General features: G+C 73.3%; 13 protein-coding genes and 1 pseudogene. 6 read left to right on the forward strand and 8 right to left on the reverse strand.

What is annotated here, in order from left to right; genetic code table 11:
- The coding region (locus tag D0D15_RS37925) for a DUF2695 domain-containing protein (RefSeq protein ID WP_115944840.1) at positions 1-565 on the reverse strand (565 nt) is incomplete at its 3' end.
- A gap of 341 nt (positions 566-906) precedes the next feature.
- On the opposite strand from D0D15_RS37925, the gene D0D15_RS26945 reads away from it, so the two are divergent.
- Entirely contained in the window at positions 907-1,335 is a 429-nt protein-coding gene (locus tag D0D15_RS26945; RefSeq protein ID WP_094004369.1) for a GNAT family N-acetyltransferase, read from the forward strand.
- Here D0D15_RS26945 and D0D15_RS26950 read toward each other — a convergent pair.
- Positions 1,328-1,909, reverse strand: coding sequence for a TetR/AcrR family transcriptional regulator (locus D0D15_RS26950; protein ID WP_094004368.1), 582 nt, complete (start codon positions 1,907-1,909; stop codon positions 1,328-1,330). The genes D0D15_RS26945 and D0D15_RS26950 overlap by 8 nt on opposite strands.
- A gap of 185 nt (positions 1,910-2,094) precedes the next feature.
- Here D0D15_RS26950 and D0D15_RS26955 point away from each other — a divergent pair, with 185 nt between their 5' ends.
- A complete protein-coding gene (locus tag D0D15_RS26955; protein WP_094004367.1) occupies positions 2,095-4,266 on the forward strand; it encodes an MMPL family transporter in 2,172 nt (723 codons plus the stop codon).
- On the opposite strand, the gene D0D15_RS36410 is transcribed toward D0D15_RS26955, so the two are convergent.
- The 4 genes and pseudogenes from D0D15_RS36410 to hisD all read right to left on the reverse strand — a co-directional run bounded on the left by D0D15_RS36410 (position 4,263) and on the right by hisD (position 7,433).
- The gene (locus D0D15_RS36410) at positions 4,263-4,421 is read right to left on the reverse strand and encodes a hypothetical protein (protein WP_167481565.1); all 159 of its coding nucleotides are present in this window, start codon (positions 4,419-4,421) and stop codon (positions 4,263-4,265) included. The genes D0D15_RS26955 and D0D15_RS36410 overlap by 4 nt on opposite strands.
- Positions 4,418-5,017, reverse strand: a complete 600-nt coding sequence (hisB, locus tag D0D15_RS26960; RefSeq protein ID WP_094004366.1) for an imidazoleglycerol-phosphate dehydratase HisB — start codon at positions 5,015-5,017, stop codon at positions 4,418-4,420. The genes D0D15_RS36410 and hisB overlap by 4 nt, the downstream gene beginning before the upstream one ends.
- A complete protein-coding gene (locus D0D15_RS26965; RefSeq protein ID WP_094004365.1) occupies positions 5,014-6,111 on the reverse strand; it encodes a histidinol-phosphate transaminase in 1,098 nt (365 codons plus the stop codon). Before D0D15_RS26965 ends, hisB begins: the two co-directional genes overlap by 4 nt.
- Positions 6,108-7,433 (reverse strand): annotated as a pseudogene (gene hisD / locus D0D15_RS26970) (histidinol dehydrogenase). The gene D0D15_RS26965 and the pseudogene hisD overlap by 4 nt, the downstream one beginning before the upstream one ends.
- Positions 7,434-7,482: 49 nt before the next feature.
- Between hisD and D0D15_RS26975 the strand changes: the two are divergent.
- Both D0D15_RS26975 and D0D15_RS37635 read left to right on the forward strand, forming a co-directional pair.
- Positions 7,483-8,277 carry a carbon-nitrogen hydrolase family protein gene (locus D0D15_RS26975; RefSeq protein ID WP_094004363.1) on the forward strand — a complete coding sequence of 265 codons (795 nt, stop codon included), beginning with the start codon at positions 7,483-7,485 and terminating at the stop codon, positions 8,275-8,277.
- A 209-nt stretch (positions 8,278-8,486) separates the two neighbouring features.
- Positions 8,487-8,609, forward strand: a complete 123-nt coding sequence (locus D0D15_RS37635; RefSeq protein WP_255407852.1) for a hypothetical protein — start codon at positions 8,487-8,489, stop codon at positions 8,607-8,609.
- A gap of 44 nt (positions 8,610-8,653) precedes the next feature.
- Here the strand turns inward: D0D15_RS37635 and D0D15_RS26985 are convergent, their stop codons facing one another.
- Entirely contained in the window at positions 8,654-9,271 is a 618-nt protein-coding gene (locus D0D15_RS26985; RefSeq protein WP_094004361.1) for a LuxR C-terminal-related transcriptional regulator, read from the reverse strand.
- A gap of 84 nt (positions 9,272-9,355) precedes the next feature.
- Here D0D15_RS26985 and D0D15_RS26990 point away from each other — a divergent pair, with 84 nt between their 5' ends.
- Entirely contained in the window at positions 9,356-10,426 is a 1,071-nt protein-coding gene (locus D0D15_RS26990) for a type VII secretion protein EccE (protein ID WP_094004360.1), read from the forward strand.
- Positions 10,427-10,536: 110 nt separating this feature from the next.
- On the opposite strand, the gene D0D15_RS26995 is transcribed toward D0D15_RS26990, so the two are convergent.
- Complete coding sequence (locus D0D15_RS26995; protein WP_094004359.1) at positions 10,537-11,577, reverse strand: ROK family transcriptional regulator; 1,041 nt, start codon at positions 11,575-11,577, stop codon at positions 10,537-10,539.
- A gap of 98 nt (positions 11,578-11,675) precedes the next feature.
- Between D0D15_RS26995 and D0D15_RS27000 the strand changes: the two genes are divergently transcribed.
- Positions 11,676-12,743 carry a dihydrofolate reductase family protein gene (locus D0D15_RS27000; protein WP_094004414.1) on the forward strand — a complete coding sequence of 356 codons (1,068 nt, stop codon included), beginning with the start codon at positions 11,676-11,678 and terminating at the stop codon, positions 12,741-12,743.
- The last annotated feature ends 4 nt before the right edge of the window (positions 12,744-12,747 follow it).

The raw sequence follows: 12,747 nt of genomic DNA on the forward strand, positions 1-12,747 counted from the left end.
AACCGCGGACGAGCGGCGGGGCACCGGGCGCAGCCAGAGGTGGCGCCGTGCCTGTGCCGCGGTGGGGCGGCGGGACGCCGAGCGCGGCCGGGGGTAGTGCCGCGCCCGAGCCGTGGCGGGGCGGTGGTGCGCCGAGAGCGGCCGGCGGTGGCGCCGCGCCCGAACCGCGGTCGCGCGGCGGGGCACCGGGCGCAGCCGGAGGTGGCGCCGCGCCTGTGTCGCGGTGGGGCGGCGGGACGCCGAGCGCGGCCGGGGGTAGTGCCGCGCCCAACCCGCCGTGGGGCGATAGTGCGCCGAGAGCGGCCGGTGGTGGTGCCGCGCCCGAGCTGTGGTCGCGCGGCGGGGCGCCGAGTGCCGGCGGCACCCCGCAGTCGCAACTGACCTTGCGTTTTCGGAGCGTTCGGTCGAGCGCAGCCACCCCTGGCGCACGCAGGGCGCGCCACCGCCGGGTCCAGCGCAGCGTGCCGTCGCAGCCGAAATCGGCCAGCAGGCGGCGCACGTAGCAGCTCAGGCATTCCCGCTCCTGCGGCGAGGTCCACAACTCGAGCAGTCCGGGGTTCGTCATCGGGGTCCTCCTTCGGTCCGTGCTCCCTGACTACCAGCGCCCACCGACAAAAACCCTGCGCCGCTTACCCCGATCGTGGGCGACTGGACGCGACCATGGACGAAAAGTCGATCATTCGGGTGGCGAAGCTGGGTTCCGGTGGCCGGCGAGGGCCTGCGCCCACGGTCCCGGCACGACGTGCACCTGGCGCGTGACCGTGGGACCGCGAGACCGGGTCGGCTCCCGGCACGGGAAACGGACGACGGCCACCGCTTCCAGGTGAGCGCGAACGGCGTCCGGCTCACCCGACTGGAGCGCTCCGCGATACCTGCGCCGTCACGGAAACTGAGCACAATGAACGGGTGCGGATCAGGCCAGCCGATGTCACCGACGCCATCGCCGTCTTCGCCCTGCTCAGCCAGACCGCCGACGGCCGTCCGCCCCAGCGGGCCGCGTTCGGCCACCACTACGAGCAGCTCATCGCGGCGATGACCTACGACGACACGGACTTCCTCGTGGCGGACCGCGACGGCGAGGTCGTCGGCTACGTGCTGGCCGCCCGGGTCCTGTCGCTGCACGCCGCCGGGCCGGTCAGCCAGCTGCTGGAACTCGTGGTCGCGCCCGAGCACCGCGGGCAGGGCATCGGCGGGATGCTCGTCGACGCGGTGGTGCGGCGGGCGCGGCGGGCCGGGGCCGTCGAGGTGAACGTCGTCGCCCGGCGCATTCCCGGCTACTTCCGGCGGCGCGGCTTCACCGAGACCGCGACCTGCCTGACGCTGCCGCTCACCTGAGCCCGGGGCGGCGGCGCGGCCGGCCGAGCAGCTTGCGCCCCACCTCGAGCAGCGACTCGCGCAGCGTGTCGTCGTCGTAGTGCGCCAGGTCGGGCGATCCGCCGGCCAGCGCGATCCCGGCGACGGCCGCGTGCGTGGCGACGACCCGCGCCGGATCGGGGTCGGGGCCGGTCAGGATCGTCATCATCCCGGCCATGCTGCTCTCCTTGCCGAAGAAGTGCTTCTCCAGCGCCCGCGCCACCCCGGGGTCGCTGGAGAACAACGCCACCAGCGCGCGGTGCCGGACCACGAGGTCGACGAACCCGGCCAGCATGTGGTCGATCCGCGCGCCCGGCCTGCGCTCCCGCGACGCCTCCGCGACGACCGCCCCCAGCTCGCGCAACCCCGGCTCGACCACGGCCTCGGTGATCTCGTCCTTGGTCTTGAAGTGGTAGTACACCGCCGCCTTGGTGACCCCGAGCTCGTCGGCGATCATCTGCAGCGACGTTCCCTCGACCCCGTGCGCGGTGAACAGCCGCAATGCCGTGGCCAGCAGGCGCGTTCGGGTGTCTTCGTGTCCGGCCACGGCTGCCATCGACTGGTGAACCTCCTCGTCAGCAGCCGAAGAGTACGCGACCGGAAATCGCCCTGCAAACGTTTGAGGCCCTAGCCGTGCGGCTAGTCACACACTAGCCGATCGGCTTGGCGAAGCACTTGCCGATCGGCTAGCTTCGAGAGTCACCGGATCGGATGTCACTCGACTGAATTGGAGCCGAGTACGTGGCCACCCTGCTCTACCGCCTAGCCCGGTTTTCGTTCCGCCGGCGCTGGCTCGTCGCGAGCGTCTGGACGGCGATCCTGCTCGTCCTCGGCGGCGGCGCGCTGACGCTGTCCGGCCAGATGTCGAACTCGGTGACCATCCCCGGCACCGAGGCGCAGCAGGCCATCGACCACCTGAAGGACAAGTTCCCGCAGGCGGCGGCCGGCAACGCCACCGCACGCGTCGCGATCGAGGCGCCGGCCGGGCAGACACTGGCCGATCCGGCGGCCCGGGCGACCGTCGAGGACCTCGTCGGCAAGCTGAAGACCGCGCCGGGCGTGGCGGCGGTCGCCGACCCGTACCAGGCGAAGACGGTCACCGAACGGATCGCGGTAGCCCAGGTGAGCTACAAGGTCCCCGCCCCGGAGGTCACCGACAGCGACCGGGAAGCGCTCAAATCCGCCGCCACCGCGGCCAAGAGCGCCGGTTTCACCGTCGAATTCGGCGGCGACGCGATCCAAGGCGTGCCGGCCACCGAGGCCACCGAGGGCATCGGCGTGATCGTCGCGGCCATCGTCCTGGCGATCACGTTCGGCTCGATCGTCGCCGCCGGGCTGCCGCTGCTGACCGCCCTCATCGGCGTCGGCGTGGGCATGGCCGGCGTGATGACCGTGTCCGGGTTCGTCGATCTGAACTCCAACACCCCGATCCTCGCGCTGATGCTCGGCCTGGCCGTCGGCATCGACTACGCGCTGTTCATCGTCTCCCGCTACCGGCACGAGCTGGCCGAGGGGCACGATCCGGAACTGGCCGCCGGGCGTTCGGTCGGCACCGCGGGCTCGGCGGTGGTGTTCGCGGGCCTGACGGTGATCATCGCCCTGGTCGGGCTCACCGTCGTGGGCATCCCGATCCTCGGCCAGATGGGCGTCGCCGCCGCGGCGACCGTGGCCGTCGCGGTCCTCATCGCGCTCACCCTGCTGCCCGCGCTGCTCGGTTTCGCCGGCCGCAAGGTGGCCGGCAAGCGCGCCCGCCCCAAGCACGACGGCAGGCCCGCGATGGGCGAGCGCTGGGCCCGGTACGTGGGCCGGCACCGGGTTCCGGTGCTGGTGACGGCCGTCGTGGGTCTGCTCGTGGTCGCGATCCCGGCGCTGAGCATGCAGCTCGGCCTGCCGACCGACGCGACGGCCGCGCCGGACTCGACCCAGCGCAAGGCCTACGACCTGATCAGCAAGGGCTTCGGCGAAGGCACCAACGGGCCGCTGATCGTCGTCATCGACTCCGCCGACGCGCCGGACCCGCGCCTGGCCGCCACCGAAGCCACCGACTCGATCTCCCGCCTGCCGGACGTCGCCGCGGTGACCCAGGCTCAGTTCAACGCCGCGGGCGACACCGCGCTGGTCACCGTGATCCCGAAGAGCGGCCCGAGCAGCGAGGAGACCGAACGGCTCGTCGCGAGCATCCGCGACCAGTCCGACCGGCTCTCCGGCGCCACCGGCGCGAAGCTGTCGGTGACCGGCCAGACGGCACTGCAGATCGACGTGTCGGAGAAGCTGGCCGGCGCGATGCTGCCCTACCTCGGCCTGATCGTCGGGCTCGCGTTCCTGCTGCTGATGCTGGTGTTCCGGTCGATCATCGTGCCGCTGAAGGCGACGCTGGGCTTCCTCGGCTCGGTCGTGGCGACCTTCGGCGCGGTGGTCGCGGTGTTCCAGTGGGGCTGGCTCACCGATCTGCTCGGCGTGGACTCGACCGGCCCGATCATGAGCATGCTGCCGATCCTGCTGATCGGGGTGCTGTTCGGCCTCGCGATGGACTACCAGGTGTTCCTGGTGACCCGGATGCGCGAGGACTACGTGCACGGCGCCGACGCCCGGGACGCCGTGGTGAGCGGGTTCCGGCACGGCGCCCGGGTCGTGGTCGCGGCGGCGTTGATCATGATCAGCGTGTTCGCCGGGTTCGTCGCGGCGGAGCTGTCACTGATCCAGTCGATCGGGTTCGCGCTGGCGTTCGGCGTCCTGGTGGACGCGTTCGTGGTGCGCATGACGATCGTGCCCGCGGTGATGTCGCTGCTCGGCAAGCACGCGTGGTGGCTGCCGAAGTGGCTGCAGCGCGCGCTGCCGAACGTCGACGTCGAGGGCGAGAGCCTCGCCAAGCACCTCGACGACCAGCGGGAGCTGGAAGAGGCCCGGAGCTAGGACACCAGCCAGGCGACCGCGCCGCCGACGGCCAGGAGTGCCGCGACCAGCAACAGGATCGCGAGCACCCTGGCCGTCTTCCACGTGCTGTAGACGCCGCCGACCAGGAAGCCGCCCAGCGCCAGCAGGAGGACGGCGACCAGTTCCTTGCTCACAGAACACCCTTCGTCGAGGGGATGCCGCCCGCGCGCGGGTCCGGCTCGGTCGCCGCGCGCAGGGCACGCGCCACGGCCTTGTACTGGGCCTCGGCGATGTGGTGCGGGTCGCGGCCGTGGATGACCCGCACGTGCAGCGCGATCTGCGCGTGGAACGACAGCGAGTCGAACACGTGCCGGGTCAGCACGAACGGGTAGTTCCCACCGATGGTGAACGTGTTGAACTGCTCCGGCTCGCCGACGTGCACGCAGTACGGGCGGCCGGACACGTCGATCGCGGCGTGCGCGAGCGTCTCGTCCATCGGGATCCACGCGTCGCCGAAGCGGCGGATGCCCGACTTGTCGCCGAGTGCCTGGCGGATCGCCTGGCCCAGCACGATCGCGGTGTCCTCGACCGTGTGGTGCGCGTCGATCTCGATGTCGCCGGTCGCGTCGATCTTCAGGTCGAGCGAGCCGTGCACGCCGAACGAGTTGAGCATGTGGTCGTAGAACGGGACCCCGGTGGACACCTCCACCTGCCCGGTGCCGTCCAGGTCTACCACCACGGTGATCGAGGACTCCTTGGTGGTCCGGGAAACCTTGCCGACGCGGCTCACCGCGGGACCTCCTTGCTCGCCGCCAGGAAGGCGTCGTTCTCCTCCGGGGTGCCGATGGTCACCCGCAGGTGACCCGCGATGCCGACGTCGCGGATCAGCACCCCGTTGTCCACGTAGGCCTGCCAGCTCGCCTTCGCATCGGCGAAGCGGCCGAACAGGATGAAGTTGGCGTCGCTGGGCACCGGCGCGAAGCCCAGGCCCAGCAGGCCCTCGGCGACCCGCTCACGCTCGGCCGCCAGCTTGGCGACCGTGGCCAGCGTCTCGTCCGCGTGCCGCAGGGCCGCGCGCGCGGCCGCCTGCGTCAGCAGCGACAGGTGGTAGGGCAGCCGCACCAGCTGCAGCGCGTCGATCACCGCCGGGGCGGCCGCGAGGTAGCCCAGGCGCCCGCCGGCGAAGGCGAACGCCTTGCTCATCGTGCGCGACACGATCAGCTGCGCCGGGTAACGCTCGATCAACTCGACCGCGCTGCGCTGCGACGAGAACTCCGCGTACGCCTCGTCCACGACGACGATGCCGGGCGCGGCGCGCAGCACCAGCTCCAGCTCGTCGAACGGGATCGAGCCGCCGGTCGGGTTGTTCGGGCTGGTCACGAACACGACGTCGGGCCCGCGCTCGGCGATGATCCGCGCCGCGGCCCCGGTGTCGAGCGTGAAGTCGTCGCGCCGGGGCGTGGGCACCCAGTCGGTGCGGGTGCCGGCCGCGATGATCGGGTGCATCGAGTACGACGGCTCGAAACCCAGCGCGCTGCGGCCGGGACCGCCGAAGGCCTGCAGGATCTGCTGCAGCACCTCGTTGGACCCGTTGGCGGCCCACAGGTTCCGCTCGGTCAGCGACACGCCCGTCGCGCCGGACAGGTACGCGGCGAGGTCCTGGCGCAGGGCGATCGCGTCGCGGTCCGGGTAGCGGTGCAGGCCGGCGGCCACCTCGCGGACGGCCTCGGTGACGTCGTCGACCAGGGCCTGCGGCGGCGGGTACGGGTTTTCGTTGGTGTTGAGCCGGACCGGGACGTCCAGCTGCGGCGCGCCGTAGGGGCTGCGGCCCCGCAGGTCCTCGCGCAGCGGCAGGTCCTCGAGACGGACGTCGTCGGAACTCACTCGGCTCCTCCCGGGAAGCGCGCGGTGACCGCTTCCCCGTGCGCGGGCAGGTCTTCGGCGTTGGCGAGCGCGACGACCTTGCCGGCCACCTCGCGCAGCGCCTGCTCGCTGTAGTCGATGACGTGGATGCCGCGCAGGAAGCTCTGCACGGACAGCCCCGACGAGTGCCGCGCGTAGCCGCCGGTGGGCAGCACGTGGTTCGAGCCCGCGCAGTAGTCGCCGAGCGAAACCGGCGCGTACGGGCCGACGAACACCGCGCCCGCGTTGCGCACCCGGGCCGCGACGGCGCGCGCGTCGGCCGTCTGGATCTCCAGGTGCTCGGCCGCGTAGGCGTCCACCACCCGCAGACCGTCCTCCACAGTGGACACCAGCACGGTGCCGGACTGCCTGCCGCGCAACGCCTCGCCGATGCGCTCGGTGTGCTTGGTGGCTGCGACCCGGGCGGTCAGCTCCTCGTCCACCGCGTCGGCCAGCTCTGCCGACGTGGTGACCAGCACGCTCGCGGCGAGCGGGTCGTGCTCGGCCTGGCTGACCAGGTCGGCGGCCACGTGCACCGGGTCGGCGGTCTCGTCGGCCAGGATCGCGATCTCCGTCGGGCCCGCCTCGGAGTCGATGCCGATCAGGCCGCGCAGCAGGCGCTTGGCGGCGGTGAGGTAGATGTTGCCGGGTCCGGTGACCAGGTCGACCGGGACCAGCTAGCCGCCGCCGGTGTCGGTGCCGCCGTAGGCCAGCAGCGCCACGGCCTGCGCCCCGCCGACCGCCCACACCTCGTCGACGCCCAGCAGCGCCGCGGCGGCCAGGGTCGTCGGGTGCGGCCGTCCGCCGAACTCGGCCTGCGGCGGCGAGCACAGCACCAGCGAGCCGACGCCCGCGACCTGGGCCGGGACGACGTTCATCACCACGCTCGACGGGTACACCGCGAGCCCGCCGGGGGCGTAGAGGCCGACGCGCTCGACCGGCACCCAGCGCTCGGTGACCGTGCCGCCGTCGACGACCGTCGTGGTCACGTCGGTGCGGCGCTGGTCGGCGTGCACCTTGCGGGCGCGGTCGATCGCCTCCTCCAGCGCGGCGCGCACGGCCGGGTCCAGGGTGGTCAGCGCGGCCTCGATCTCGGCGCGCGGCACGCGGACGCTCGCCGGGCGCACGCGGTCGAACCGCTCGGTGTACTCCAGGACCGCCTCGACCCCGCGCTCGCGGACCGCCTCGACCACCGGGCGGACCTGATGCAGCGCCGCGTCCACGTCGATCTCGGCACGCGGGAGCGTGGCTCGGAGTTCGGTGGCGGACGGCACGCGTCCACGCAGGTCGATGCGGTTCAACATGGGTCTAGGGTACGAGTTGGAACGTTGACGACGACCAGGGAGGTAGCCGGTGCTCCGGATCGGCTTGTGCCAGCTCACATCGAGTGCCGACCCCGCGGAGAACCTCGCCCCGATCCGCGAGGGCGTGGCGCGCGCGGCGGGCGAGGGGGCGCGGGTCGTGGTGTTCCCGGAGGCGGCGATGGCGCGGTTCGGGGTGCCGCTCGGGCCGGTCGCGGAACCGCTGGACGGGCCGTGGGCGAAGTCGGTGGCCGCGATCGCCGACGAGCACGGCGTGCTGGTGGTGGCCGGGATGTTCACGCCGTCGGACGACGGCCGGGTGCGCAACACGCTGCTCATCACCGGGCTCGGGCACCACCTCGGCTACGACAAGATCCACCTCTACGACGCGTTCGGGTTCCGCGAGTCGGACACGGTCGCGCCGGGCGCGTCGCCGGTGACCGTCGAGGTCGACGGCGTCACGCTGGGCTTCGCGACCTGCTACGACGTGCGGTTCCCGGAGCTGTTCCGCGCGCTGGCCGACCGGGGCGCGGCCGCGGTCGTGCTGCCGACGTCGTGGGGCGCGGGCGAGGGCAAGCGGGACCAGTGGGAGGTGCTGGTGCGGGCGCGGGCGCTCGACTCCGGCTGCTGGGTGCTGGGCTGCGGCCAGGCCGACCCGGCGGCGAGCGGGGTCGAGGTGAACCCGAAGGCGCCGACGGGCATCGGGTACTCGACGGTGGCGGACGGCTTCGGGCGCGTGCACGCCCAGCTGGGCGCCGGGCCGGAGTCGGTGGTCGTGGACATCGACCCGGAGGTCGCGGAAAAGGCCCGCAACGCGACGGGAGCGCTCGCCAACCGGCGGCTCTGAGGTGGGCGACTACCCGAAGCCGCACGACCCCGAGGCGCTGCAGCGTATGGCGCCGGAGTCGGCCCCGGTGGGCAGCACCGGCGCGCACGTGGTGGTCGACAACCTGGGGTACCGGGGCGTCACGGTCACCTGGCACCACCACTTCATCCTGACCACCGCGGCCGAGGAGGCCTGGAGCCGGGCGACCCGCACGGGCCGGACAGCGGCTGGTGCACACCATCGTGGTGACCGGCCGGACGCAGCCGACGCCGTGGTGGGACTGGTACACCACCCGGTTCGAGGAACGCCACGCCCGGTTGCGGGCGATGTGGAACCGGCAGCAGGGCGGCTAGGACGGGCCCTCGAAGCCTGCGGATGAGGGTGGCCGGCGTGCTGCCTACGCCATGCCCTCCTCGATGGCCAGCCGCGTCAGTTCCGGGCGTCGGCGGCGGCCCGTCTTGTCTCGGATGCGGTCCAGGTACGACCGCACCGTGCGGACGCTGATCGACATGGCCTCGGCGATGTCGGCGTCCCGCTCGCCGGCCGCGACCAGTGACAACACCTGCCGCTCGCGGTCGGACAGCACGCTGCTCGCCCCGGCCCGCGGGCGCGTCGAGTCGAGCAGGTAGGACGCCAGCGTCGGCGAGACGTACGAGTTCCCGGCGGCGATCTCGCGGATCGCGTGCAGGATGTCGTCGCCGTCGGCGTCCTTCGACAGGTACCCGCGGGCGCCGGCGGAGACCGCGCCCAGCACCTCCTCCTGGCCGGCGTGCGCGGACACCACCAGCACCTTGTGCCCCATCCGCACGACCTCCTGCACGGCCTGCGAATCGGTCACCCCACGCAGCTTGAGGTCCAGCACGACGACGCACCCGGCCGGTTCCTGGCTGCTCGCGAACGCGGCGACGGACTCGGCGACGGGCCCCAGCTCGATGTCACCGGCCCCGGACAGCACGTTCGCGACCGCGTAGCGGTACAGCGGGTGGTCCTCGATCACGCCGACCCGGATGGCCATCGGACCTCACTCCCTGTGGGCATTTTTCCCGGCAGCGAATGCCGGTTCCCCGTTTATTCTGTACCAGGAGCAAGGAGAAGCGAGTTGACCGCTGCCGACGCGGGGGTCTCCGCCGGTGGCGGGACCGCACCCGCCCCACCCCGGACCCGCCGGTTCACCATGGCGCCGTTCGTGCTGCCCATCGGCTTCGCCCAGATCGCGATCTGGGAGTCCGCCCTGGTCGCCGCGCTGCTCGCGGTCCACGACGTGCTGCCCGCGAAGCTCGTGGTGACCGTGCTGGCGCTGCTGGTGATCGCCACGACGTCCGTCCGGTTCGCGGGACGCCACCTCGCCGGCTGGGCGCTGACGTGGGTGTCGTACCGGTTGCTGCAGCACGACGAACGCCGCCAGGCCGCCGATCCGCTGTACGTCCTCGCCCACGACTTCCGGTTGCGCCAGCACGTCGACCGCGCCGGGAACCGCTTCGGGGTGGCCGGGGCCGGGGACGGCTGGACGACGGTGATCCGGCTGCGTGAGGGCGTCGAGCCGGACGTGCCGACGGTGCTGGACCTGCTGCGCGCGGCGTGCGACAACCCGGAGATCCCGCTGGCGGGCGCCCAGCTGCTGGTGCGGACCAGCTTCGGCGAGCGGACGTTCCTGATCGCGGTGCGGTACCGGGCGAGCGAGGCGCCGCTGGCGGCGCTGGCCCGGGGCGGCGGGGAGGCCGGCGAGCTGCGGGCGACGACCCGCGCGGCGCTGGCGCTGATGGGCGCGCTCGCCAAGGCCGGGTACGGCAGCACGCTGCTGGAGGCCGGTGAGCTGGCGGCCGAGCTGCGCGCCACCGTCGGCACGGACTCGCCGGCGCCGGTGACCGACGGCTGGCGGTCGTGGTCGGCGGGCGGCACCGCCCAGGCCGGGTTCGCCCCGCTGACCCGGGACGACGTGCCCGTGCTGCTGACCTCGACGGCCCGCGGCGCGGCGCTGACGGTGACCTCGTACACCTTGCGGCGCAACCACTTCGGGCGGCTCGTGGAGGACGTCACGCTGCGCCTGGCCCGCTACGCCGGCACGCGGCGGCCGCCCCGCGCCCGTGATCTGGACGTGCCGGTGGTGCCGCTGTACGGCAGGCACGCCGCCGCCGTGCGGCGCACCCTCCCGCTCGCCCTGCCGCGCTGAGCCAGGTGTTCTGTGAGGTTGGGTGTGCGGGTGGTGGGTGGGCCGTCGATGCTGGATGTGGGCGCGCGCGCTGCACGGTGATGATCCGCCGCTGCTTCGACAGACACGCCCTAAGCCATCAGCGGCGCCGGGTCGGCGAAGATGCCGGCCAGCACGCCCGTGCACGCGGCGACCGCCTGGACGTCCGGGCCGAACCGGGTGACCGTGACCAGGTCGGTCCCCGGCAGCGCGGTCGTCGCCGCGAAGGCGTGCAGCAGGGTCGCCAGGTGCTCCGGCGCGTCGGTGATGTTCTGGCCGCCGAGGACGACCTGGTCCGGGTTGACGATGTCGCGCAGCATCGCGACCGCCCGGCCCATCGTCGCGGCGCGGTCGGCAAGCGCGCCGCGGTCGGTCTGGTCGTTGACCGTCGCCTCCAGGCAGCCGGTCCGGCCGCACGCGCAGCGCACGTCCCCACCGACCGGCAGGTGCGCGACCGTCCCGGCCTGACCGGGGCCACGGTGCAGGACACCGTCGACGACCAGCGCCATGCCCACGACCTGCCGGGCGTAGAAGTACAGCAGGCTCGGGTACTGCTTGCCCTCGCCGAACAGCAGCTCGGCGTGCGCCATCGCGGGCACGTGCCCGTCGACGTGCACCGGCAGTCCCGTCCCGCGCGCCAGCACGGCCTGGGCGGGGGCGCGGTGCCAGCCGAGCCGGTCGTGCGTGATGAGGCCGCGGGCGATGTCGACCTGGCCGCCGGTCGCGAGCCCGAGCCCGACGACCCGCCGCTCCCGCCAGCGGCGCAGGAACGCGCGCACCTTCGCGGCGAGGAACGCCAGCCCGTCCTCGGCGCTGCCCCGCGGGGTCGGGATCTTCTCGCTGCCGACGAGCCGCCCGCGCAGGTCCACGATGCCGAACGTGGTGGTGCGGACCCCGATGTGCACGCCGCACGCGGCCAGCACGCTGTCGTCGATGTCGACCGGCACGCGGGGCCGTCCCACGGCGCCCGCGCGGGCCAGGTCCGGCGCCTCCCGCACCAGCCGCGCCTCGGCGAGCGCGGTGACCTGGCGGCTGACCGTCGGCATGCTCAATGACGTCAGCTCGGCGATCGCGGCACGCGACAGCGGGCCCTCGCGCCGGATCGCGCCGAGCACCGCGGCGGCGTTCGACACTGCGCACCCCCAGGACGGCCATTTCGTTCCACCGTGCACGAAAGTAGCCGAGCCCGTCAAAGCGGCCCGCCATGCGGGACGGTGGCAGACTGCGGGACGTGAGCACGCGCCCCTACGTCCTCGCCTCCGCGGCGGTGTCCCTGGACGGCTACCTCGACGACACCAGCGACCAGCGGCTCCTGTTGTCCAACGAGGAGGACTTCGCGCGCGTGGACGACGTGCGCGCGAGCGTGGACGCGATCCTGGTCGGGGCCGGCACGATCCGCACCGACGACCCGCGGCTGCTGGTGCGGTCCGGGCGAGGGAACCCGGTCAAGGTCACGATGACCGAGAGCGGCGACCTCGACCCGTCGGCGAACTTCTTCACCACCGGCGACGTCGAGAAGCTGGTGTACACCTCGGCCGCGGCGGTGCCATCGGTGCGCGAGCGGCTCGGCGCGGTGGCGACGGTGGCCGACGGCGGGGACCCGCTCGACCTGCGGCACGTGCTGGCCGACCTCGCCGGGCGCGGCGTCGGGCGGCTGATGGTCGAGGGCGGCGGGGCGATCCACACGCTGTTCCTCACCGCGGGCGTGGTGGACGAGCTGCACCTGGCGATCGCGCCGGTGTTCGTGGGCGAGGCGACGGCGCCGCGGTTCGTGGGCCCCGGCCGGTTCCCGCCGGGCCGGCTGCGGCTGACCGAGACGCGCCGCATCGGCGACGTCGTGTTCATGCGCTACCACCTGGGGCAGGCGGCGCGCGACCACGGCAGGCTGCGGGAGGCGATCGCGCTGGCGGAGAACTGCCCGCCGTCGGCGACGTTCCGGGTGGGCGCGATCGTGGTCTCGGCTGACGACGAGGTGCTCGCCACCGGGTACTCGGGCGAGACCGACCCGCACGACCACGCGGAGGAGGTGGCGGTCGCCAAACTGGGCGGCGCGGACCTCACCGGAGCGACGATCTACTCGTCGCTGGAGCCGTGCAGCTCGCGGGCGTCGCGGCCGGTGTCGTGCACGCAGCACATCCTGAACGCCGGGATCCCGCGGGTGGTGTTCGCCTGGCGGGAGCCGAACCTGTTCGTGGACTGCGTGGGAGCGGAAACACTGCGCGCGGCGGGCCGCGAGGTGCGGGAGCTGCCCGAGCTGGCGGACCTGGTGCAGGCGACGAACGCGCACCTGCCGTTGTAGGACG

Origin of the sequence: Amycolatopsis thermalba (assembly GCF_003385215.1) — a bacterium.
GTDB classification, from domain to species: Bacteria; Actinomycetota; Actinomycetes; order Mycobacteriales; family Pseudonocardiaceae; genus Amycolatopsis_E; species Amycolatopsis_E thermalba.

Coding starts and splice junctions, on each gene's coding strand:
- D0D15_RS26985 (WP_094004361.1), bottom strand. CDS start 9,271: ATGGCCATCCGGGTCGGCGTGATCGAGGACCACCCGCTGTACCGCTAC.
- D0D15_RS26950 (WP_094004368.1), bottom strand. CDS start 1,909: ATGGCAGCCGTGGCCGGACACGAAGACACCCGAACGCGCCTGCTGGCC.